We start from the raw sequence: 21,426 nt of genomic DNA on the forward strand, positions 1-21,426 counted from the left end.
GACTCGGCTGAGGAGGCCTGCCCATGTTCACCACCCTGGTTGCCGTCGTCGTCGCACTCACGCTGGGCCATCTGGTGCCGGCGCAGGTGGCCAAGCTGCGCAATTTCGCCTGGTTCGGCCAATGGCTGCGCCGGCTGGACAGTTACGCGGCCGGGCGCGGTGCGTGGCAAGGGCGCTATGGCGTGCTGCTGGCCGTGCTACCGGCGCTGTTGGTGTTGCTGGTGCAATGGCTGCTGGACGATGTCTGGCACGGCTTTCTGGACCTGCTGTTCGGCGTGGCGGTGCTGGCCTGGACCTGGGGCCCGCGCGATCTGGATCGCGATGTGGAAGCGGTCATCGACGCCGACGAGCCGCACACGCGGCGCGAAGCGATCTCGCACCTGCAGGCCGCCGGCGGCAGCGTGCACGAAGACGCGCCATCGCTGGTGGAAGCGGTGGTGGTCAATGGCCTGCGGCGCTGGTTCGCGGTGCTGTGGTGGTTTTTGCTGCTGGGGCCGTTCGGCGCGGTGCTGTATCGGCTCACGGCCCTGGCGGTGGAAAGCCCGCTGGCCGTGTTGCTGCCGCCCCGCAATCTGGCCGGCGCACGTTGGCTGCTGGCGGTGCTGGAATGGCCGGTGGCGCAGTTGATGACGATGTCGATGGCGCTGGTGGGTAACTTCGACACCGTGTTCCGCGCCTGGCGCGAGGCGCACGGCAATCGCTGGTCGTTGGAACCGCATTTTCTGGGCGCGGTGGCGCGTGCCAGCGTCAGCGCCGAGCTGCGCGAGGAAGCGCACGACTACACCGATTCGGGCCTGGTGCCGGTGTGGCGCCGCCTGCCGGAAGTGCGCGATGCGATGAGCCTGGTCTGGCGCGTGCTGCTACTGTGGTTGGTGGTGCTGGCGTTGTTGGTGATTGCCGGGTGGGTGCGATAAGCGGTGCACGCATTGCCAGTTGTGAGCACTGCAGAAGACTGCGCGCAGCGACTTGTGAAGCACCAACTGATCACGCAGCTGTTCCCTATCGGGCCTGCATCAACGCGATTCGAATATCGCGTTCAATCTGCGCAGTTGTTGGAGCAACGATCTGATCAGAGGCGGTCTCTTAGTCGTTACTGCAACCAGTAATGGAAAGCTCAAGCGCACCTTCTCTGACATCAGCGAAGATCCGACTTCCATCGGTAAACTGGATAACGAGCTCCCCGGATCGGTGACGCCAGATCGTTTGAACGATCTTTCCGGCGAGCAGCGCGGTAGCGCGGTCAGCTTCTTCTTCCAGCGTCACTGTGTTGTCCTTTCCGGCCTAACCCGGCGCCAGCAGCGTAAACGGGTACCACGGCAGGTTCCTTGCGATCCAGTACGCCGGCAAGGCCCATAGCCAAAATTTCGGTGCGGACATCACGGCCACCACCGGGGCGAACCAGCGCGCGCGCCAGCCGGCTTTCCAGGCGATCAGGCCGGGCAGGGTGAACAGGCCCAGCACCGCTGCCGGGTTCATCGCGAAGGCGCCGGGCAGGTCGAAATGCACCAGCGCATACAGCGCGCGCGTCATGCCGCAGCCGGGGCAATAGCAGCCGGTCACGGCACGGAACACGCAGGGCGGGAACGGGCTGTTGCCCGCATTCGGATCGAAGCGATACAGCAACGACACGCCAAGGGCGGCCACGCTGGTGGCCGCCCCCAGTCCAAGCCAGTGGCGTGGACGCAGTTCCATTACTGCATGTGCTGCAACTGCTGCATATAGTCCATGTAGCCCTGCATGCCGCCGGTGGCCACCATGCCGATGTTGATCAGCAGGCCGATCGCGGCCAGCACGCTGGTCACGATGCACCAGGTCTTGGCGGTGTTGGAGGCGCGACGTGCGCCGTCGATGTCGCCCTGGTTGAGCAGGCCGTTGACCTTGCTGGAAAACACGATCGCCACGATGCCGGAGATCAGGGCCGGGCAGCACAGGCAAAAGCCCAGCACGGTGGAAACGATCGCCCAGATCAGGTGATTGGGCACCGGGCCGGGGGCGGCGCTGGACGAGGGATGGATCGGCGGTGGCATGGCACTCATGGTGAAGCTCCTTGGGTGGTAAACAACAGCGAACTGATGGTGAGTGGGGTTGGATTATCGGGCGCCATGCGCGGCGGTGATGCGCCCGGTGTGCGCTGACGATGGCCGGATGGCCTGCGTGCAAGGGGTGGCGCGCGTGTGAGCCGGGGCCCGCGTGTCGGTCGCGGCAGCGGCCAGTCGCGCTACGCGACGCCGGATCTTTGCTCGCGCCAGCGAACTGGCGCTCCACCACTGAGCAGCGGACGCACGCAGTGGCCTGCCCATCGCTGCCGGCACAGCCAGCCGCTGGAATGCGCGACGCCCGCCGGTCACGGCAGACGCCTCAGGCGCGATGATGTTGAGCACAATGACGTCCCCCGGTACGGCCGGCCGCGTCCGCTTGGCGGCAGCGACGGCAAAGCGTGCAATGGCGCACAGGCTACTCGCGGCGCGCCATGGACGCAAAGCCTGCACCCGCTGGGCTCAGGGCTGATCCTGCCGCAGCGCGCGCACCTGTTGTTCGAGCAGCGCGGCACTGGCCTGATCGCCGGCAACCGCTGCCCCTGCCACCACTTCGATCCGCGCGCGCATCCGCCGCGGCACCCGCATGCGGCCCAGGCGCGTGTCGCGCCGGCTCCACATGCTCGACCACATGCCGCGCAGCGCCATCGGAATGAGCGGCACGTTGCGGCGCTGCAGAATCTTTTCCACGCCGGACTTGAAGGGTGCAATTTCGCCATCCTTGGTCAATGCGCCCTCGGGGAAGATGCACACCAGCTCGCCATCGGCCAATGCGGCATCAATGCGATCGAAGGCCTGCTGCATCAAGGCTGGGTCTTCGCGCGCGCCGGCGATCGGAATGGCCTTGGCGGTGCGGAAGATCCAGCGCATCACCGGGATGCGGAAGATCTTGTAGTACATGACAAAGCGCACCGGGCGCGGAATCACCGCTGAGAGGATCAGCGCGTCCATGTAGCTGACGTGGTTGCATACCAGCAGGGCGGCGCCCTCGTCGGGCACGTGCGCGTCGATGTCGCGCGCGCGCAGGCGGTACAACACGCTCACCAGCACCCAGCTGAGAAAGCGCATCAGGAACTCGGGCACCAGGGTGAAGATCCACAACGCTACCAGCGTGTTGGCGATCGCCAGTGCCAGGAACACCTGCGGAATGCTCAGGCCCGGCAGCGGAATCCGCACCCCGAACAGCACCACCTGCGGCAACTGCAGCGCGATGCCGATCACCGCCGCGGCCACGATGAACAACGAGTTCTGGATATTGAGCCCGGCGATCACGCGCGACAGCTCGGCCTTGGGTGTGCGGCTCTGGATCAGCGCAAACAACGGCACCACGAACAGGCCGGTGAACAGGCCGATGCCGACCAGGTCGATGATCAGCCGCACGCTGCCGGGCTGCTGCACGAACTGGCCGATCGACAGGCCGGCGACCGGCGCCGCGCCAGGCCGGGCGAAGTACAGGTCCAGCAGGAAGGCGCTGATGCCGAACGCGCCCAGCGGCACCAGGCCGATTTCCACGGTGCGGCCGGACAGCCGTTCGCACAGCAGCGAGCCCACACCGGTGCCGATCGAAAACAGCGCCAGCGCGAATACGTAAAGGTCCTGCTGGCCGCCCAGGTTGAGCTGCGCATAGGTGGGCAGCTGCGCGGTCAGCACGGTGCCGATGAACCAGAACCACGACACGCCCAGCACCGAGTTGCGCACCGCCAGCGTGCGCCGGGTCAGGCGCATGATGGCGCGCGATTCGGGAATGGGGTTCCAGTTGATCTTCAACTCGGGCGCGCCGGCATCCACGCGCGGTACCAGCCGCGCCACCAGGTTGCCGGTCACCGCAATCGCAATCACCGCAGTGGCCGCAGCCTCCGGCCCATGACTGCCGGCGATCTGGAAGATCAGCCCGCCGAAGATCATACCGCACAGGATCGAAATCGAGGTCCCCATTTCGACCAGGCCATTGCCGCCGGTGAGTTCTTCCGGCTTCAGCACCGAGGGCAGGATCGAATATTTCACTGGCCCGAACAGCGTGGACTGCAGGCCGGTGCAGAACAGCGCAACCAGCAGGATCACCATGTTCTCGGTGATGAAGCCCACCGCAGCCAGCGACATGATGGCGATCTCCATCGTGGTGGTGATCACGATGAGCTTCTGCTTTTCCAGCTTCTCGGCGATCTGCCCGGCCAGCGCGGAGAACAGGAAGTACGGCAGGATGAACAAGGCCGGCGCCAGGTTCGTATACAGCGTGCGCTGGGCGGCATCGATGCCGAGATAGAACAGCAGGCCGATGATGGCCTGCCGATAGACGTTGTCGTTGAACGCGCCCAGCGCCTGGACAGCGAAGAACGGCAAGAAGCGGCGCTGCCTGAGCAGGGCGAACTGACTGTGACCGGACATGCAGTTTCCTTTGCGAACGCGCGCAGCCTAGCAGGCTTCCATGGCGTGCTGGTGGATGGCGGCTGCGCTCAGCGGCTTCTACGTGCTGGTGGCCTGCGTTGCGCGAGCTGGGCGCGCAGCAAGGCCACGAAGGCGCGTGCGGCCGGGCTGGGGTCGGGCCGCCACACTGCGTAGGTCAGAAAGCGGTAGCGCTCCTTCAAGGCCACCGTGAACACGCCGCGCATGGCCTCGGCCATGGTCTGCGGGACGATGCCCACGCCGAGGTTGGCAGCGACCAGTTCGCGCACCAGATCGGCATGGGTGACTTCGTACTGCTGGCGTTGCCGCAGGCCCCCCTGCGCAAACGCAGCATCGATGATGCCGCGCACGCCGGCACCGGGAACCAGCCCGGCCATCGGTTCGTCATCCAGCTCGGCCAGCGCCACCCGCTTGCGCGCGGCAAAGCGGTGGCCGGGCGCCACGATCAAGGCTAGCGCCTCTTCATGCAGCAGCAGGCGCTGCGCCGGCACCGCAAGCTGCGGGCCGACACCGACCAGGGCGACATCTAGCCGGCCTTCGCCCAGATCGTGCAGCAAGGCCTCGCTCATGGCGGTGCGCAGATGCACGTCCACCCGCGCATGCGCGCTGCGGAACTGATGCAGCAACGCTGGCAGTTGCACGGTGGTGAGCGAGGAAATCTGCCCCAACGCCAGCCGCCCACGCACGGTGCCCAGGGCCTGCGCCATTTCCTCGTGCAGGCGCTCGGCAGCGCGCAGGGTCTGGCGGGCGTTGTGCAGGAACACCTCGCCGGCGGTAGTGGGCCGCACCTGGCGGGTGCCGCGTTCGAACAGGCGTGCGCCGAAGGTCTCTTCGATCTTGGCGACCTGGTGACTGAGCGCCGATTGCACGGTGTTGCAGCGGCGCGCAGCAGCGGTGAAGCCGCCTTCTTCGGCGACGGCTACGGCAAATTCCAATTGGCGCAAGGTCAGCATGCAATCTCGAAACACGATGGCAACGGTGAAAACAATACATTGGAAAGATGCCTGCCGGCTGCCCACACTGTGCGCATTCCTTGACCAGGCAGCCGCCATGCAGACCGAGCCTACCTCCCACCCGCCCTTGCCCCGCCGCCTGGTGCTGCTGATGGCGGCCGCCACCGGGTTGGCGGTGGCGAGCAATTACTACGCCCAGCCGCTGCTGGAAACGCTGGCGCAGGCGTTCGGCATCCAGGTGCGCAGTGCCGGTGCGGTGGTCACGGCGGCGCAGCTGGCCTACGCGGCGGGGCTGCTGTTGCTGGTGCCACTGGGCGACCGGCTGGAGCGACGCGGCCTGATCGTGGGCCTGTTCGTCCTGAGCGCGCTTGGGCTGTTGGTGAGCGCCAGTTCGCACAGCTTTGCGATGTTGTTGGTGGGTACCATCGTGACCGGCGCCAGCTCGGTGGCGGCGCAGATCCTGGTGCCGTTTGCCGCCACGCTGGCGGCGCCTCACGAGCGTGGCCGGGTGATCGGGACGGTGATGAGCGGGTTGCTGCTGGGGATCCTGCTGGCGCGCACCGCCGCCGGCGTGCTGGCCGGCGTTGGCGGCTGGCACACGGTGTACTGGATCGCCTCGGTTGCGTTGTTGCTCACCGCCGGGCTGTTGTGGCGCGGGCTGCCGCGCCATCCCGGCAATGCGCAACTGGCGTATCCGCAGTTGGTGGGCTCGGTGCTGACGCTGCTGCGCGACGATGCGGTGCTGCGTTCGCGCGCGGTGCTGGGCGGGCTGATCTTTGCCGGCTTCAGCATGTTCTGGACCACGCTGGCGTTTTTGTTGTCCGGGCCGAGCTATGGCTACGGCACTGCGGTGATTGGCTTGTTCGGCCTGATCGGTGCGGCCGGTGCACTGGCGGCCAATCGCTCCGGGCATTGGTCCGATCGCGGCCATGGTGACCGCGTGAGCTGGGGCGGGCTGGCGATGTTGCTGCTGTCGTGGGGCTTGCTGGCGTTTGCGCCGCAGTCGATCGCGTTGCTGATCGTCGGCGTGCTGCTGCTGGATATCGCAGTGCAGGGCGTGCATATCGCCAACCAGAGCGTGATCTACCAGCGCAACCCGGCGGCGCGCAATCGCATCACCTCGGCCTACATCACCTGCTATTTCATCGGGGGTGCGGTGGGGTCGACGTTGGGCACGGCGGCGTATGCGCAGGCCGGGTGGATGGGGGTGGTGATCGGCGGCGCGGTCCTGGCTGCAGCGGCATTGGGTTGGGTGGGGCTGAGCGTGGCGCGCAAGCAATGGAAGTGAGCGCAACCGCTGGCGACAACGCAGCGAACGCACGAAGCCGGCGATTGCGCGGCATCACCATGTTCCACATCGCCTACCGTATCGAGGCTGCATGGGCGGCGCGGCGTCCACCCGTGCCGCTGACGGCCAACCCCCGAGAAACGCCCTGTGGCGCGCCGATACCGCGTTGCATGGCAAGCCTGGGCCGCAGCGCACGCCTTGTCTCGACGCGCCACGACACGCTTCGCACTCGTCTCAAGGGACATGACACGCCTTAGGCCTTGGCAGTCGCCAGACGCGGCGCGCGCTCTGCCGGTGCCGTTGTCACTGCCAGCGCGGCAGCGCGCAACTTGGGCAGCAGGCGCGGCGTCGATGCCAGCTGGTCGCGCACCAGGCGTTGCTTGGGCGGTAACTGCACGTGGTGATGTTCCAGCGCCTCGGCGGTGGCCAGTTCTTCGCTTTCGTCATGCGCCGGCAGCGGTTGCCGTTGGCCAAGGGCGCTGGCGATCTCGCTCAGTGCGCGCTGCAGATACTCGCCGGCGTGCGCGATGGTGGCATCGTGTTCGCCCTCCAGCGCGGCGCGGTGCGCGCCCAGTGCCGACAGATAGCCGAGCAAGGTGTTGGACAGCGCCAGGAAGCGAAAGCCCGCATCCAGATTGCGCCGATAGCGGCCGGGTTCGCGCAGCATGTTGGATAACGCCACCGACAACGCGGCATCGGCGTTGTGCATGTCGCGGCGCGCAATGCGGTAGGGCAGGTCGTCGCGCTTGCCGCTGGCGTACTGCTCCAGCACCTGGGCCAGATATCGCGCGCAGCTGGCCAGCACCGTGGCCATCACCTGGTTCAGCCGGCGGCCCTGCCAGTCCGGCAGGATCAGGAACGAGGCGGCCGCGGCAATCGCGCAACCAATCAGGGTGTCGATCAGGCGCGGCCAGATCAGCACGAAGCCATCGCCCAGCAGGTTGAAGCAGAACAGCGCCATCACCGTGATGCCGGCGGTGGCCAGCATGTAGCGATCGGTGCGGGTGATGAAGAACACCAGCGCGCCGGCCAGCGCCAGCAACAGTTGCACTTCGGTGCCGGGGAACAGCTGCATCAGCGCCCAGGTGGCGACCAGGCCGATCAAGGTGCCGGCAATGCGCTGCACCAGCCGCAAGCGCGTGGCGCCGTAGTTGGGCCGGCAGACGAATGCGGTGGTGAGCAGGATCCAGTAGCCGTTGTCGGCATGGATGGATTGCATGATGGCGTAGCCCACCAGCAGCGCGATGGCCATGCGCAGGCCGTGGCGGAACAGCACCGAGCCGGGTGTGAGTTGCTGCACCAGCCGCGCACCCATTTCGCGCAAGGTATGCGGCGAGGAGTCGCGCAGCCGGGTGTCGAGGTTGTCGCTGGTGGAATCGGATTGCGCCGCTTCCGACAACCTGCGTTCGATGCTCTGCAGGTTGGTCACCAGCAGTTCCAGCGCGCCGAGCAGGCGGGCCAGTGCGGGGTCGGCGCGCGCGTGCAGATAGTCCAGCGATTGGCGCAGGTCTTCGGTGGCCAGGCGGCTGCTGTCGCCGTAATCGAACGGATGGCGCAGGCGAATCGCCTCGCCCAACGCCGCGCACGCTTTGCCTTGCAGGGCGAGCAGGCGCTGGCAGCGATACAGCACGTCGCTGTGGAAGAACGCGTCGGTCAGCGCCTCGTAGGGATAGTGCGAGGAGCTGGCGCGCTCATGGAAGTCCTGGGCCATGTAATACAGGCGGAAATACAGGCCCGATTGCACGCCCGGCCGCCCCGAGCGGCCGAAGCGGCTCATGATGGCGGTCTTGGCCGCATTGAGCGCGCCAACCACCTTGGCGTTCTGCTCGGCCAGCGCCAGCCGGCGTGCATGCAGGTCGCTCTGGCGCACCGGTTCGAACAGATCGGCCTTGAGCTTGAGGTAGCGGCCCAACTCGAAAAACAGCCGCGACAGCCGCTCGCGCACTGGGCGATTGGCGAACAAGATGGTCCACAGGATCGACAGCACGCCGTACCAGGTGGCACCGATCAGCAGCAGCGCCGCGCCGTGCCAGGCGATCAGCGGATCGTGGCTGCCATGCTGGTCCATGCCGATCATGGCGTAGATCGACAAGGCCACCGTGGCCTGCGCGATCGAGGCATAGCGCTCGCCCAGCGCACCGAGCAGGGTCAGCGAGAACGTGGCCAACGCCATGCCCAGCACGAACGGTAATGGGTACGGAAACAGCACCACCACGGCGGCGGCTGCGGCGGCGAAACACAGCAGCGAGAGCAGCACCGATTTGATGCGGCCCAGCCAGTTGTCGTCGGTCTCGGCAATGGCGCTGGCAATGGCGCCCAGAAACAGCGCCGGCACCGCAGTGAGCTGTTGCCAGTGCCAGCACACGCCCATCGCCACCGCCAACGCGATGAACACACGCAGGCCATAGCTGGCCTTTTCATGAGCCCACAAACGGCTTAAGCGGGTTTCGAAGGAGGGAGTGGCCACGGTCTCTACAAGGCGGGGAGCCCGGGCATTATTGCCGCAGCTACGCGCCGGCGGTGTGGACGACGGCTAGTTCTTTGTCAGTAGCCGGCAGCTGTGCGGACTGGAGCGGAGTGCACGATTGCGCCGCAACCCCCGCTGCAGGCGCTGCGCGCAGCCATGCGAACTGCGCGTCCGCCCAGCTGCACGGCCGTCGTTCGCGCTTGGCGACCTTGCAACCTGTGGCTGCGCGCTTGAACAGCGCCTTGTCGGTGAGTACCAGCAAGCTGTTGCGCTGTTCGGCCGATACCAAGGGGTGTTCGAGCTTGCCCCCTCCGCCCTTCAGGCAGCTTCCCCCGCCGGCGGGAAAGGACGCGGTTCAGCCCTGCGCCTGCCGCTCGCGGGCGATGGCCCGCCAGCCGATGTCGCTGCGCTGGAAGGCGTTGGGCCAGTGGATCGGCTCGAGGCCGGCATAGGCGTTGCGCTGGGCGTCCCGCACGCTGTCGCCCAGCGCCGCAACGCACAGCACGCGGCCACCGGCGCTGATCACCTCGCCGGCGGCATTCAGCGCAGTGCCGGCGTGGAAAACCTTGGCGCTGGCCGGCACCGCGTCCAGCCCGGTGATGACCTCCCCGGTGACCGGGGTGTCCGGGTAAGGCTTGGCAGCGATGACCACGCCCAGCGACGGGCGCGGGTCCCACTGCGCGTGCGCGCCATCGAGCTTGCCGTCGATGGCCGCGTCGAGCAGATCGACCAGATCCGACCGCAGGCGCAGCATCACCGGCTGGGTTTCCGGGTCGCCGAAGCGCACGTTGAATTCGATCACCTTCGGCGCGCCGTGCGCATCGATCATCAGCCCGGCATACAGAAAGCCGGTGAACGGCACGCCGTCGGCGATCATGCCCTGCACGGTCGGCTCGACCACCTCGCGCATCACCCGCGCATGCACCTCGGGCGTGACCACCGGCGCCGGCGAGTAGGCGCCCATGCCGCCGGTATTGGGGCCGGTGTCGCCGTCGCCGACGCGTTTGTGGTCCTGGCTGGTCGCCATCGGCAGGGCATGTTTGCCATCGACCATCGAGATGAAGCTGGCTTCTTCGCCATCGAGGAATTCCTCGATGACCACGCGTGCGCCGGCATCGCCGAACGCATTGCCCGAGAGCATGTCGCGCACCGCCTCTTCGGCCTCGGCCAAGGTCATCGCCACAATCACGCCCTTGCCGGCAGCCAGGCCATCGGCCTTGACCACGATCGGCGCGCCTTTCTCGCGCACATACGCCAGCGCGGCGTCCACGTCGGTGTGCACGGCGTAATACGCGGTGGGGATGCCATGGCGGGCCAGGAAATCCTTGGCGAAGGCCTTGCTGCCTTCCAGCTGCGCGGCCTTGGCGGTGGGCCCGAAGATGCGCAGGCCGGCGGCATGGAAGCGGTCGACCACGCCCAGCACCAGCGGCACTTCCGGGCCGACCACGGTGAGCGCGACGGCTTCGCGCTGCGTCAGGGCGAGCAGCCCGTCTAGGTCGTCGACCTTGATCGCGACATTGCGGCATTTGGCTTCGGTGGCGGTGCCGGCGTTGCCCGGTGCCACCAGCACCTCGCTCACGTGCGCGGACTGCGCGATCTTCCAGGCCAGGGCGTGTTCACGGCCGCCGGAGCCGATGACGAGGATTTTCATGCCTCAATTCCTAACAGTTTCAATGCTGGTTTTGCTAAGCCCTTCAAGCTTGAAGAGATGGCAATCGCATTCGCAAGGATTGACAGCCCCTTCTCAAGTTCATCAATTTTTGGGAAATTTTTTTCGATTGTTTTTACTGCGGCAAGATCAAATGTGGTTGCTTTGAATTTACTAAAAACTCCAGGGTTTCCGACAAATTCATAGTCCTCTATGGCTGCGACCAATTCGCGCAATTGCCTTACCAGTTGGATTTTCTGTTCGCGAGGAATGTCGGACTCTACAAGTAGCCGGATTGCCTCTCTCAAGTTGTCTACAGCTTCAGTGAGAATTTCGGTCGAAATCGGTGAGTCACTTAGCTTGCCCTCAATAAGCGTTGCCTGGAGCTCTAGGTAGCTCAACGTGTGATCGTCAAAGGCTTTTCGGAATCCCTCCCAGTGTGTGCCAGGATTCGTCAGCGCAGCTAAAATCTGTGTTCGCCAATGATTAGTCGAGCGCGCGCTTACTTTTGAGGAAATCGACTCAATTTCTTGCTTTGCGCTATCAGTAAGCTGGTAGATGAGGCCTATCTGGCGCAGTACGTCATTGTTGTCAGCGCTAGGAAATATCTGCTTCCAGCCTGTGTAGAAGTCTACTCCCGATCGATGGCCCGTTATCTTGACGAGGATTTCATAGAGTGCTGAAGTTGAAGAGGCTGGCATTGAACGAATCCTTTTCCTTTCTTAATAGCTCTGAGCGAAACCAATCAATGCCGGAAATGGCGCACGCCGGTAAACACCATCGCGATGCCGTGTTCGTCGGCGGCGGCGATCACCTCGCCATCGCGCATCGAACCGCCGGGCTGGATCACCGCCTTGATGCCGGCCGCAGCCGCAGCATCGATGCCGTCGCGGAACGGGAAGAACGCATCCGATGCCATCACCGAGCCGGCCACGGTGAGCTTGGCTTCCTCGGCCTTGAGTGCGGCGATCTTGGCGCTGACCACGCGGCTCATCTGCCCGGCGCCCACGCCAATGGTGCGGCTGTCCTTGGCATACACGATCGCGTTGGATTTGACGTACTTGGCCACGCGCCAGGCAAACAGCAGATCGCCCAGTTCTGCCTCGTTGGGCGCACGCTGGGTGACCACGCTCAACTCGCCCAGCGACATGCCGCGGTTGTCGGCCGACTGCATCAACAGGCCCGAGCCGATCCGCTTGGTGTCGTAGTTGTTGAGGCCATTGCCGTGCGGAATCTTGAGCACGCGCACGTTGGCCTTCTTGGTGGCGTAGTCCAGCGCACCGGCTTCGTAGTCGGGTGCGATCAGCACTTCGACGAACTGGCGGTCCAGAATGGCCTTTGCCGTCGCTGCGTCCAGGGTCTTGTTGAACGCCAGGATGCCGCCGAACGCGCTGGTGGGGTCGGTGGCGTAGGCCAACTCGTAGGCATCGCCGCAGCCCGCGCCTACTGCCACGCCGCACGGGTTGGCGTGCTTGACGATCACGCAGGCCGGCGCATCGAACTGGCGCACGCATTCCCACGCCGCATCGGCATCGGCCAGGTTGTTGTAGCTGAGTTCCTTGCCCTGCAACTGCTGGAAGGTGGCCAGCGTGCCCGGCACCGGGTACAGGTCGCGGTAGAACGCGCCGGACTGGTGCGGGTTTTCGCCGTAGCGCAGGTCCATCACCTTGACGAAGTTGGAATTGATCTGCGCCGGGAACGGGCTGCGCGTGGGCACTGCCTCGGCGCTGTCGGCCACGGCCGAGAGATAGTTGCTGATCGCCGCGTCGTACTGCGCCACGCGGTTGAACGCGGCCACCGACAGCGCAAAGCGCTTGGCCGCTGACAGCCGCCCGTCGTTTGCCTCCAACTCGGCCAGCAGGTCGGCGTACTGCGCCGGATCGGTGGCCACGGCCACGCGCGCGAAATTCTTGGCCGCGCTGCGCAACATCGCCGGGCCGCCGATGTCGATGTTTTCCACCGCATCGGCCAGGGTGCAATCGGCCTTGACCGTGACCGACTCGAATGGATACAGGTTCAGCACCAGCAGGTCGATCGGCACGATGCCGTGCTCGGCCATCACCGCTTCGTCGACACCGGCGCGTCCGAGCAGGCCGCCGTGCACCAGCGGGTGCAGGGTCTTGACGCGGCCATCCATCATTTCCGGGAAACCGGTCAGCTCGGCAACGTCTTTCACCGGCAGGCCGGCTTCGCGGATCGCCTTGGCGGTGCCGCCGGTGGACAGCAGCTCGACGTTGCGCGCCACCAGCGCGCGGGCCAGATCGATCAGGCCGGTCTTGTCGGAAACGGAGAGCAGGGCCCGGCGCACGGGCAGGAAATCAGAGGCCATCGGTGGGGGATGTCGTTGCGGAGCAGCCGATATTGTAGGCTGCGCCAGCGCTCGAATGGACTCAACACCCCGTATGGCTTCGATCTATGCACTGAAAGGACGCTTCCAGGCGCTGCTGCGGCCGATGGTGGGCGCGCTGTATCGCGGTGGCATCACCGCCAATCAGGTCACGCTGATCGCTGCGGCGGTGTCGCTGATGGTGGCGGCAGTGGTGTTGCGCGGCGGCCCCAGCTGGCCGGTGCTGTATCTGTTGCTGCCGGTGTGGATGCTGGTGCGCATGGCGCTCAATGCGGTGGACGGCATGCTGGCGCGCGAGTTCGGCCAGCAGTCGCGGCTGGGCGCCTACCTCAACGAGCTCTGCGATGTGGTGGCCGATGCGGCGTTGTACTTGAGCCTGCTTGGCGTGCCCGGTGTGAGCGCAGCCTGGCTGTGGATCTTCGCGCTGCTGGCCGCGCTGACCGAATACGCCGGCGTGCTCGGCCTGATGGTCGGCGCCAGCCGCCGCTACGACGGTCCGATGGGCAAGAGCGACCGCGCCTTCGTGATCGGCGTGCTGGGCGTTGGCCTGGCCTGTGGCTTGCTCGGTGCGCGCGGCGTCACCTGGGTCGCCATCGCCTTGAGTCTGGCCTGCACGGCCACGGTGTGGCGGCGGGTGCGCGCCGGGCTGGCGCAGGCGCCCGCAGGCACCTAGCGATCCAGTCCTGCAGCAATGCCGCTGGCCGCGCTGCTCTGTGGTGATCCCTGCGATTCAACCTTTCGATCTTTCAGGATGCTTCGATGCGCACAGTGCTAGAGCGCGAGTTCGTCAGTTTCGATGGTGTGCCACTGTTCTACCGGCATTGGCCGTTGCACGATGCCGCTGCGACCGGCACGCCGAAGGCGGTGGTGCTGCTGCATCGCGGCCATGAGCACTCTGGCCGTGTGATGCATCTGGCCGAAGAACTCGACATGCCCGACGCGCAGTTCTTCGCCTGGGACGCACGCGGCAACGGCCGCTCGCCCGGGGTGCGTGGCGATGCGCCGGGCTTCGAAGCGCTGGTGCGCGATCTGGACAGCTTCATCGCGCATCTTCGCGCCACCCACGGCATCGCGGTGCAGGACATCGTGGTGATTGCGCAAAGCGTGGGCGCGGTGGTGGCCGCCACCTGGGTGCACGATTACGCCCCGCCGCTGCGCGCGCTGGTGCTGGCATCGCCGGCGTTCAAGGTGAAGTTGTATGTACCGTTTGCACGCGCCGGGCTGGCGTTGCTGCATGCGTTGCGCGGTAACTTTTTCGTCAACAGCTACGTCAAGCCGCAATGGCTCACCCACGATACGCAGCGCGTGGAAAGCTATCGCACCGATCCGTTGATCACCCGTCCGATTTCGGTGCGCGTCTTGCTCGGCCTGTACGCGGCCGCCGATCGCGTGGTGGACGATGCGCAGGCCATTACCGTGCCGACCCAGTTGCTGGTCTCCGGTTCGGATTTTGTGGTGCATCGCGGCCCGCAGGACCGCTTCTACGAAAACCTGCGCGCGCCGATCAAGCAGCGTCACTGGTTGCCGGGGTTCTTCCACGACACCCTGGGCGAACGCGATCGCGCGATGGCCGTCGCGCATATCCGCCAGTTCGTCCAAGCGCGTTTTGCGCAACCGCCGGTACGTGCCGCGCTGCGCGATGCGCACCGTGCCGGGCCCAGTTTCGAAGAGGCCGAACGGCTGGCCTGGCCACCGCAGCGCAATAGCCTGCAGGACCTGCGCTGGCGTGGCGTGCGTGCCGGCCTGCGCCTGGGCGGCAAGCTCTCCGAGGCATCGCGCTTGGGTTGCAGACCGGTTTCGATTCCGGCAGCACGCTGGATTACATCTATCGCAATCAGGCACGTGGTCGCGGGCCGCTGGGCCGCATGATCGACCGCACGTATCTCAACGCGATCGGTTGGCGCGGCATCCGCATCCGCGGCAGCCATCTGGGCGAATTGCTGCGCGATGCAGCGGCGCGCTTGCGTGGCGCCGGCAAGCCGGTACGCGTGCTGGACATCGCCGCCGGGCATGGCCGCTATGTGCTGCAGGCGCTGGGCAGCGGCGTACAGCGTGCCGATGCGATCGTGCTGCGCGACTTCAGCCCGCTCAACGTGACCCAGGGCACTGCGTTGATCCAGACGCTGGGCGCTGGCAACATCGCGCGTTTCGAGCAGGGCGATGCGTTCGACCCGGCAGCGCTGGCAGCAGTGCAACCGGCGCCGACGCTGGCGGTGGTATCGGGCCTGTACGAGCTGTTTGCCGACAACGACCAGGTCGCGCGCTCGCTGGCTGGCCTGGCCGCGGCGGTGCAGCCGGGCGGTTATCTGCTCTACACCGGTCAGCCCTGGCATCCGCAGCTGGAATTCATTGCGCGCGCACTGACCAGTCACCGCGATGGCGTGGCCTGGGTGATGCGCCGGCGCAGCCAGCAGGAGATGGATGGCCTGGTGGAAGCGGCGGGCTTTCGCAAGGTGGCGCAACGCATCGATGCATTCGGCATCTTCACCGTGTCGATGGCGCAGCGAATCGACGCATGAGCCAAGTTGCGCGCCCATTCGGCCGTGCCGCGCTGTGGCTGGCGTTGCTGGGGCCGTTCTTCTTCCTCAGCTACGGCCTGGCCAACACGCTGGCCGGGCGGGCGGCGCAGGTGCCATCGGTGGTGTTCGGCTGGGAACACGGCGTGCCGTTCTGGCCGTGGACCATCGTGCCGTACTGGTCGATCGATGTGTTCTACGCGGTCTCGTTTTTTGTCTGTCGCACGCGTCGCGAGCTGGACACGCATGCACGACGCCTGCTCAGTGCCCAGCTGATCTGCGTGGCGTGTTTCTTGTTGTGGCCGTTGCGCTACAGCTTCGTACGGCCTCAGACCGAGGGCGTGTTCGGTTGGCTGTTCGCGGTGCTGCTGGGCTTCGACAAACCATTCAATCAGGCGCCATCGCTGCACATCGTGCTGTTGGTGGTGCTGTGGGTGCGCTATGCGCAGCATCTTTGCGGGGTGTGGCGCTGGCTGCTGCATGGCTGGTTCGCACTGATCGGGGTGTCGGTGCTGACCACCTACCAGCATCACTTTCTCGATATTCCCACCGGGCTCGCGGTGGGCTGGCTCTGCGTGTGGCTATGGCCGGAGCGGATCGCCGCACCGTTTGCGCAGGCACGGTGTGCACGCGACCTGCGTCGCTGGCGCCTGGCCGTGATGTATCTGGCCGGCGCGTTGGTCAGCGCTGCGCTGGCGCTGTGGAGCGGCGGTGCAGCCCTGTGGTTGCTGTGGATCACCCTGGCCTTGCTGCTGGTTGCGTTGAATTACGCTCTGCTTGGCCCGGGCGGATTCCAGAAGCGCAGCGATGGGCGCCTGAGTCTTGCCGCGCGCTGGTTGTATGCACCATACCTGTTGGCGGCCTGGTGCAACTCGCGACTGTGGACGCGGCGTGCGCCGTCGCCGCGCGCGGTCTGCGATGGCGTGTGGCTGGGGCGGATTCCGTTGCCCGGCCAGCGCGACAAACGTGCCGCGGTGGTGGACGTGTGTGCAGAGCTCTCGTTGTACGCCGCGCAGGCGCAGGATCGTGTGGTGCCGATGCTCGATCTGGTCGCACCGTCGCCGGCGCAGTTGCGCGAGGCCGCGCAGGCGATCGCGCAGGCGCAGGCGATCGGGCCGGTGCTGGTGTGTTGTGCATTGGGCTATTCGCGCAGTGCTGCCAGTGTGGCCACCTGGCTGGTGCGCAGCGGTCGCGCCCAGGACGCGGCTGCGGCCATCGCACAGCTACGCACCGTGCAGCCGTCGATCGTGCTCGGGCATGCGCATCGCGCGGCTATCGTGGTGGCATGCGATGTTCATGACGGCGACAACATCCCCGAACGGAGAGTGCAATGAATCCCTCCCCGCTGACCTTGGCGACCATGCGCGCAGTGCTGCGCCAGGGTGCAGCACTGGACCGCTTTTCACTGCTGCTGCTGGCGGCGGCCATCGGCTTGCTCGGTGTTGCGCAGGCGCCGCCCTTGGTTGAGTTGAGCTATGCCATCAGCGTGCTGGCCGGTGTGGTGCAGCGCTATTGGGCGTTTCGCGTGGGCCTGGATGCCGACCTGCTGGCGGCCTCCATCGCGCATCTCGAACGCTGCGGCGGCACCGAGCAAGACGCCGCGCACCAGCTCGATGCGGCCATGCATGCCATTGGCCTGGTGGCGAAGCGTGCACCCACCCGCGACTGGGCATCGCGCTGGACCGGCATGCGCCGCCTGCTGCGTTGGCAGTTGGCAAGCGTGGTGGTGCAACTGCTGTTGGTGGCTGCGGCGCTCGCCCTCAGGATGTTCAGATGAACAACGCACCCGATTCCGCCCAGCGCGAACCGCGCCACGCCACACCCGCGCAGCGGGCGCTGTGGCAACGGCTGCAGGGCTATCGTTTTGGCCAGGACGAAGCAGCGTTTGCCGCCTTTGTTCGGCGCGTGGCCAAGCAGGCACAGTGCACCACCGCGCAAGCGCAGGCCTTGGTGGAGGAGTACCGACGGTTCTGTTTTCTTGCCTGCACCGACTCCCACGACGTCACCCCCAGCCCGTTGGTCGACCAGGTCTGGCACACGCATCTGACCGACACCCGCGAGTACTGGCAGCAGTTCTGCCCGCACGTGCTGCAGACCACGTTGCATCATCAACCCGGACGCGGCGATGCCGGTGAGGACGCGCGGTTCCAGGCGCAGTACCGCCAGACGCTAGAGCGTTACCGCACGCAGTTTGGCGAGCCGCCGGCGCAATGGTGGCCTGCGGCGCGACCTCAGCAATCGACGTTGCATCCGCCGCACGAGGACGCTGCCGAACAGACCTTGCAGGCCTTGCGTGGAGCGCCGCAATTCGCTGGGCCACAGTGCGGTGTGCCGTATGCCGTCGTCGCGTGGGCAATCATCGCGGTGGCAGTGGGCATGGCCTGTCGCTCGGCCAATGGCGGGGCGCTGTCGCCGCTGCACTGGCGCGGCGTGTATTTCCTGCCGCTGTTCATCGCGCTGATCGGTCTGGCCTGGTCGATGGCGGCATGGTTGCGACGGGTGCTGCGCCGCGGTCGCACCGCGGCAGCAGTGGATGCCAGCGAGCTTGCATATCTGGGCGGCGGTGCCGATCGCGTGGCCGACCTGTGGTTCACCGAGTTACTGGTGCGCAATGCGGTGTATCTGGAGCGCGATGCCACCGAACCGGCGCGTTACTGGGTACGCTGCCACCGGCAGATCGCAGTGCCGCCTGCGCTGCAGCCGGCACTGGAAGCGGTGCGCACCACCGAAGACCCGGTGGGGGCCTTGCGCGCGTTGCGTGCGCTGGCCGCACCGCTGGAGCAGCGCTTGATCGACAAGGGCCTGTGGCTGAGCCAGGCGTGGGCACGCGTGGTGCGTCTGGCATGTACCGTGCCGGTGGCGCTGGTATGGCTGCTTGGCGTGTGCAAGCTGGTCATCGGCGTGCAGGGCAACCATCCGGTGGGCTATCTGCTGTGTCTGATGGTGCTGACCACCTTGCTGGTCCTGGGCTTTGCGCTGGTGCGCGTGCGGCGCACGCTCGGCGGCGAAGCCCGCCTTGCGACATTGCGTCAGACGCGGCGACGCGATGCCGCGCGCACCGGCGGCGATCCAGGCGAGGTGGTGGCGCTGTACGGCACTGCGGCACTGATCGGAACCCCGTGGGCCGACTACCACAGCTTGCGTGCGCCGCACGGTCACGCCGGTGGCAGTGGCAGCAGCTGCGGCGGGGGCGGTGGCGACAGTGGCGGCGATGGCGGTAGCAGCGATGGCGGCGGCTGTGGCGGCTGCGGCGGAGGAGGCGACTGATGCAACACCGGCGGCTGCACTGGGCGCGCGTGCTGCGCGGGCGTGGCGCCACGCCCAATGGCGTGTCGTGGGTGGGCATCGCATGTGCGGCGCTGGCCGGGCTGATGTTCTACATCGGCTTGAGCGCGCCTGCGCGCGAAGGAGCCATGCCACTGCTGCTGGCGGTGCTCGGGCTGCAGGGCCGGCTGTGGTGCAACCGCATGGATGGTGTGCTGGCACGCCAGGCGCGCATGGTCTCGCGCGCCGGTGAGGTCTACAACGACGCGCCCGATCGGTTGTCCGATGTGCTGGTCTGCGTGGGCCTGGGCTACGGACTGCAGTCTGGCCTGCCGTGGGCTGCGCACCTGGGGTGGGCGGCGGCGCTGTGCTGCGTGGCCACCGCGTATGTGCGCATGCTGGGCCTGGCCTGCGGCACGCCAGAGCCGCGGCAGGGGCCGATGAGCCGCGTGCAACGCATGCAGTGGTTGTCGCTGGCAGGCGCGCTGGCCTTGCTGCTGCAATGGATGGGCCAGCCGCGTCTTGCGGCCTGGTTGCTGATCGGAGCGCTGGCGGTGTTGATCGTCGGTGCCTTGCTGACGGTAGCGGTACGACTGCGCACGATCGTGCGCACCCTGGAGCAGAGATGATTGCCCGTTTGATCGCGCGCGGCTGCAGCGGCGCCATTCGTACCCTGACCGGCGCGCGTGCGTTGTGGCGCGGTTGCGCGCCCTCCAACGAACGCCGCGTGTATTACGGCAACCACGCAAGCCACGGCGATTTCGTGCTGATCTGGTCATCGCTGCCGGCCAGCCTGCGCCGCGAAGTGCGCCCGGTGGCGGCGGCCGACTACTGGCAGCGCACCGCACTGCGGCGCTATCTGATCCATGCGGTCTTCAACGGCGTGTTGATCGAACGCGACCCGGCGCAACGCACGCGCGACCCGATCGCATGCCTGTGCGATGCGGTGGATGCCGGCGATTCGTTGATCCTGTTTCCCGAAGGCACGCGCAACCCGGATGAGGGGGTGCTGCCGTTCAAGAGCGGGCTGTATCACCTGGCACGGCAACGCCCGGAACTGGAGTTCGTGCCGGTGTGGATCGATAACCTCAAGCGCGTGATGCCCAAGGGCAAGTGGTTGCCGTTGCCGCTGCTGTGTACCACCACCTTTGGTGCGCCGTTGCGCCTGGATGCGGACGAAACCAAGGATGCGTTTCTGGCGCGTGCACGTGCGGCGTTGCTGGCGTTGTCGCCGGATCAATTGGAGACCCGCGCATGAGCCTGTATGTGTATAGCGGGCAGTTGCAGCAGTCTTCGATGCATCAGCAGACGGTGTGGCTGTTCAGCGGTATCGCGCTGGTGCTGGCAATCGCCACGCTGATTTCCGAAACCCTGCGCTGGCGCGCACGCGAACGCCCCAGCGCCGTGCTGGATAACCTGGTCGCCCGCATCCGTGCGTGGTGGGTGATGGCCGCGGTGGTCGGCCTTGCGTTCGTGTTTGGTCGCGCCGGCGTGATCGGCTTGTTCGCGCTGGTGTCGTTGTTTGCGCTGCGCGAGTTCATCACCTTGACCCCGACCCGGCGTGGCGACTACTACGCATTACTGGCCGCGTTCTACATCGTGCTGCCGTGGCAATACGGCCTGGTGTGGACCGGCTGGTACGGCATGTACACCTTGCTGATTCCGGTCTACGCGTTTTTGGTGTTACCCATCCTGGCCACCATCGGCGGCGACACCACGCGTTATCTGGAACGCACCGCCAAAGTGCAGTGGGGCCTGATGATCTGCGTGTTCTGCATTTCGCATGTGCCGGCGCTGTTGAACCTGGACATTCCCGGTTATGCCGGGCGCAATCTGCTGCTGATCGCCTTCCTGGTGATCGTGGTGCAGTCCTCGGACGTGCTGCAGTACGTGTGGGGCAAACTGGCCGGGCGCCACTTGATCGCGCCGAAATTGTCGCCGTCCAAAACGGTGGAAGGATTCATCGGCGGCGTGTTGTCGGCCAGCCTGCTCGGCATGGCGCTGTGGTGGATCACCCCGTTCGCGCCGTGGCATGCCTTCGGCCTGGCGTTGGTGGCCAACCTGATGGGATTTTTCGGCGGGTTGGTGATGTCGGCGATCAAGCGCGATCGCGGCATCAAGGATTGGGGCCACATGATCGAAGGTCACGGCGGCGTGCTGGATCGCCTGGATTCGGTCTGCTTCGCCGCGCCGGTGTTTTTCCACCTGATTCGCTATGGCTGGGCGTGATCGCCTGCAACATTGCTCGTCAGAAGATCGCAACATGTGCATCGCGTGCCGTTGGCACCTGCAGCATCGGATCTGCGCAGCGCGTCGGTCGGCCGCCGCGTCTGGCCAACCGGAAGGCTGACCCGCACGAAACCACGCCGTGACCGGGAACCCGTGCCCGCACCGTCTGGCAGAAGCACGCTTTTACGATTCCCGATTCCCGATTCCCGATTCCCGATTCCCGATTCCCGAATCCCGAATCCCGAATCCCGAATCCCGAATCCCGAATCCCGAAT

The 21,426-nt window shown here is 66.2% G+C and carries 18 protein-coding genes and 2 pseudogenes; 10 read left to right on the plus strand and 10 right to left on the minus strand.

What is annotated here, in order from left to right; genetic code table 11:
* Positions 1 to 23: 23 nt before the first annotated feature.
* Positions 24 to 914 (plus strand): cobalamin biosynthesis protein, encoded by an 891-nt coding sequence (locus FLG15_RS02085; RefSeq protein ID WP_039567472.1) that lies wholly within the window; start codon positions 24 to 26, stop codon positions 912 to 914.
* Between the two features lie 169 nt (positions 915 to 1,083).
* Here FLG15_RS02085 and FLG15_RS02090 read toward each other — a convergent pair whose 3' ends face one another.
* The 5 genes from FLG15_RS02090 to FLG15_RS02115 all read right to left on the minus strand — a co-directional run bounded on the left by FLG15_RS02090 (position 1,084) and on the right by FLG15_RS02115 (position 5,392).
* The gene (locus tag FLG15_RS02090) at positions 1,084 to 1,263 is read right to left on the minus strand and encodes a hypothetical protein (protein WP_081022999.1); all 180 of its coding nucleotides are present in this window, start codon (positions 1,261 to 1,263) and stop codon (positions 1,084 to 1,086) included.
* A gap of 18 nt (positions 1,264 to 1,281) precedes the next feature.
* Positions 1,282 to 1,692: a DUF2752 domain-containing protein gene (locus tag FLG15_RS02095; protein ID WP_057678754.1), complete on the minus strand. Its 411-nt coding sequence runs from the start codon at positions 1,690 to 1,692 to the stop codon at positions 1,282 to 1,284.
* Positions 1,692 to 2,036 (minus strand): CD225/dispanin family protein, encoded by a 345-nt coding sequence (locus FLG15_RS02100; RefSeq protein WP_005920117.1) that lies wholly within the window; start codon positions 2,034 to 2,036, stop codon positions 1,692 to 1,694. Before FLG15_RS02100 ends, FLG15_RS02095 begins: the two co-directional genes overlap by 1 nt.
* A 462-nt stretch (positions 2,037 to 2,498) precedes the next feature.
* Positions 2,499 to 4,421: an MFS transporter gene (locus tag FLG15_RS02110; protein ID WP_057678753.1), complete on the minus strand. Its 1,923-nt coding sequence runs from the start codon at positions 4,419 to 4,421 to the stop codon at positions 2,499 to 2,501.
* Between the two features lie 68 nt (positions 4,422 to 4,489).
* Positions 4,490 to 5,392, minus strand: a complete 903-nt coding sequence (locus tag FLG15_RS02115; RefSeq protein WP_150145453.1) for a LysR family transcriptional regulator — start codon at positions 5,390 to 5,392, stop codon at positions 4,490 to 4,492.
* Between the two features lie 97 nt (positions 5,393 to 5,489).
* Between FLG15_RS02115 and FLG15_RS02120 the strand changes: the two genes are divergently transcribed.
* Positions 5,490 to 6,680 carry an MFS transporter gene (locus FLG15_RS02120; RefSeq protein WP_150145455.1) on the plus strand — a complete coding sequence of 397 codons (1,191 nt, stop codon included), beginning with the start codon at positions 5,490 to 5,492 and terminating at the stop codon, positions 6,678 to 6,680.
* Between the two features lie 253 nt (positions 6,681 to 6,933).
* Here the strand turns inward: FLG15_RS02120 and yccS are convergent, their stop codons facing one another.
* The 5 genes and pseudogenes from yccS to purH form a co-directional block, all read right to left on the minus strand.
* Positions 6,934 to 9,147 carry a YccS family putative transporter gene (gene yccS, locus FLG15_RS02125; protein WP_150145457.1) on the minus strand — a complete coding sequence of 738 codons (2,214 nt, stop codon included), beginning with the start codon at positions 9,145 to 9,147 and terminating at the stop codon, positions 6,934 to 6,936.
* A 66-nt stretch (positions 9,148 to 9,213) separates the two neighbouring features.
* Positions 9,214 to 9,409: pseudogene (locus FLG15_RS02130) on the minus strand (hypothetical protein).
* Between the two features lie 93 nt (positions 9,410 to 9,502).
* The gene (purD, locus tag FLG15_RS02135; protein ID WP_057678750.1) at positions 9,503 to 10,798 is read right to left on the minus strand and encodes a phosphoribosylamine--glycine ligase; all 1,296 of its coding nucleotides are present in this window, start codon (positions 10,796 to 10,798) and stop codon (positions 9,503 to 9,505) included.
* Positions 10,795 to 11,496: a hypothetical protein gene (locus FLG15_RS02140; protein ID WP_081023000.1), complete on the minus strand. Its 702-nt coding sequence runs from the start codon at positions 11,494 to 11,496 to the stop codon at positions 10,795 to 10,797. Before FLG15_RS02140 ends, purD begins: the two co-directional genes overlap by 4 nt.
* 44 nt (positions 11,497 to 11,540) lie before the next feature.
* Positions 11,541 to 13,124 (minus strand): bifunctional phosphoribosylaminoimidazolecarboxamide formyltransferase/IMP cyclohydrolase, encoded by a 1,584-nt coding sequence (gene purH / locus FLG15_RS02145; RefSeq protein ID WP_057678749.1) that lies wholly within the window; start codon positions 13,122 to 13,124, stop codon positions 11,541 to 11,543.
* A 73-nt stretch (positions 13,125 to 13,197) separates the two neighbouring features.
* On the opposite strand from purH, the gene FLG15_RS02150 reads away from it, so the two are divergent.
* The 8 genes and pseudogenes from FLG15_RS02150 (at position 13,198) to FLG15_RS02185 (ending at position 21,151) form a co-directional block, all read left to right on the plus strand.
* Positions 13,198 to 13,815 (plus strand): CDP-alcohol phosphatidyltransferase family protein, encoded by a 618-nt coding sequence (locus FLG15_RS02150; protein WP_057678748.1) that lies wholly within the window; start codon positions 13,198 to 13,200, stop codon positions 13,813 to 13,815.
* 86 nt (positions 13,816 to 13,901) lie between these two features.
* Positions 13,902 to 15,661: pseudogene (locus tag FLG15_RS02155) on the plus strand (bifunctional alpha/beta hydrolase/class I SAM-dependent methyltransferase).
* Complete coding sequence (locus tag FLG15_RS02160; RefSeq protein WP_057678747.1) at positions 15,658 to 16,992, plus strand: phosphatase PAP2/dual specificity phosphatase family protein; 1,335 nt, start codon at positions 15,658 to 15,660, stop codon at positions 16,990 to 16,992. Before FLG15_RS02155 ends, FLG15_RS02160 begins: the two are co-directional and overlap by 4 nt.
* Positions 16,989 to 17,435 carry a hypothetical protein gene (locus tag FLG15_RS02165; protein ID WP_057678746.1) on the plus strand — a complete coding sequence of 149 codons (447 nt, stop codon included), beginning with the start codon at positions 16,989 to 16,991 and terminating at the stop codon, positions 17,433 to 17,435. The genes FLG15_RS02160 and FLG15_RS02165 overlap by 4 nt, the downstream gene beginning before the upstream one ends.
* A complete protein-coding gene (locus tag FLG15_RS02170; protein ID WP_057678745.1) occupies positions 17,432 to 18,925 on the plus strand; it encodes a TIGR04222 domain-containing membrane protein in 1,494 nt (497 codons plus the stop codon). Before FLG15_RS02165 ends, FLG15_RS02170 begins: the two co-directional genes overlap by 4 nt.
* Complete coding sequence (locus FLG15_RS02175) at positions 18,925 to 19,551, plus strand: CDP-alcohol phosphatidyltransferase family protein (RefSeq protein ID WP_057678744.1); 627 nt, start codon at positions 18,925 to 18,927, stop codon at positions 19,549 to 19,551. The genes FLG15_RS02170 and FLG15_RS02175 overlap by 1 nt, the downstream gene beginning before the upstream one ends.
* Positions 19,548 to 20,180, plus strand: a complete 633-nt coding sequence (locus FLG15_RS02180) for a lysophospholipid acyltransferase family protein (RefSeq protein ID WP_057678743.1) — start codon at positions 19,548 to 19,550, stop codon at positions 20,178 to 20,180. The genes FLG15_RS02175 and FLG15_RS02180 overlap by 4 nt, the downstream gene beginning before the upstream one ends.
* Entirely contained in the window at positions 20,177 to 21,151 is a 975-nt protein-coding gene (locus tag FLG15_RS02185) for a phosphatidate cytidylyltransferase (protein WP_017155935.1), read from the plus strand. The genes FLG15_RS02180 and FLG15_RS02185 overlap by 4 nt, the downstream gene beginning before the upstream one ends.
* Positions 21,152 to 21,426 lie beyond the last annotated feature (275 nt).

The sequence above is a fragment of the Xanthomonas phaseoli pv. dieffenbachiae genome (genome assembly GCF_008639345.1).
GTDB lineage: Bacteria > Pseudomonadota > Gammaproteobacteria > Xanthomonadales > Xanthomonadaceae > Xanthomonas > Xanthomonas phaseoli.

Bases quoted from the DNA above. Each gene is read 5' to 3' on its own strand.
- FLG15_RS02085 (WP_039567472.1), top strand. From the start codon at position 24: ATGTTCACCACCCTGGTTGCCGTCGTCGTCGCACTCACGCTGGGCCAT.
- FLG15_RS02095 (WP_057678754.1), bottom strand. From the start codon at position 1,692: ATGGAACTGCGTCCACGCCACTGGCTTGGACTGGGGGCGGCCACCAGC.
- FLG15_RS02100 (WP_005920117.1), bottom strand. From the start codon at position 2,036: ATGAGTGCCATGCCACCGCCGATCCATCCCTCGTCCAGCGCCGCCCCC.
- FLG15_RS02110 (WP_057678753.1), bottom strand. From the start codon at position 4,421: ATGTCCGGTCACAGTCAGTTCGCCCTGCTCAGGCAGCGCCGCTTCTTG.
- FLG15_RS02115 (WP_150145453.1), bottom strand. From the start codon at position 5,392: ATGCTGACCTTGCGCCAATTGGAATTTGCCGTAGCCGTCGCCGAAGAA.
- FLG15_RS02120 (WP_150145455.1), top strand. From the start codon at position 5,490: ATGCAGACCGAGCCTACCTCCCACCCGCCCTTGCCCCGCCGCCTGGTG.
- purD (WP_057678750.1), bottom strand. From the start codon at position 10,798: ATGAAAATCCTCGTCATCGGCTCCGGCGGCCGTGAACACGCCCTGGCC.
- FLG15_RS02140 (WP_081023000.1), bottom strand. From the start codon at position 11,496: ATGCCAGCCTCTTCAACTTCAGCACTCTATGAAATCCTCGTCAAGATA.
- purH (WP_057678749.1), bottom strand. From the start codon at position 13,124: ATGGCCTCTGATTTCCTGCCCGTGCGCCGGGCCCTGCTCTCCGTTTCC.
- FLG15_RS02150 (WP_057678748.1), top strand. From the start codon at position 13,198: ATGGCTTCGATCTATGCACTGAAAGGACGCTTCCAGGCGCTGCTGCGG.
- FLG15_RS02160 (WP_057678747.1), top strand. From the start codon at position 15,658: ATGAGCCAAGTTGCGCGCCCATTCGGCCGTGCCGCGCTGTGGCTGGCG.
- FLG15_RS02165 (WP_057678746.1), top strand. From the start codon at position 16,989: ATGAATCCCTCCCCGCTGACCTTGGCGACCATGCGCGCAGTGCTGCGC.
- FLG15_RS02170 (WP_057678745.1), top strand. From the start codon at position 17,432: ATGAACAACGCACCCGATTCCGCCCAGCGCGAACCGCGCCACGCCACA.
- FLG15_RS02175 (WP_057678744.1), top strand. From the start codon at position 18,925: ATGCAACACCGGCGGCTGCACTGGGCGCGCGTGCTGCGCGGGCGTGGC.
- FLG15_RS02180 (WP_057678743.1), top strand. From the start codon at position 19,548: ATGATTGCCCGTTTGATCGCGCGCGGCTGCAGCGGCGCCATTCGTACC.
- FLG15_RS02185 (WP_017155935.1), top strand. From the start codon at position 20,177: ATGAGCCTGTATGTGTATAGCGGGCAGTTGCAGCAGTCTTCGATGCAT.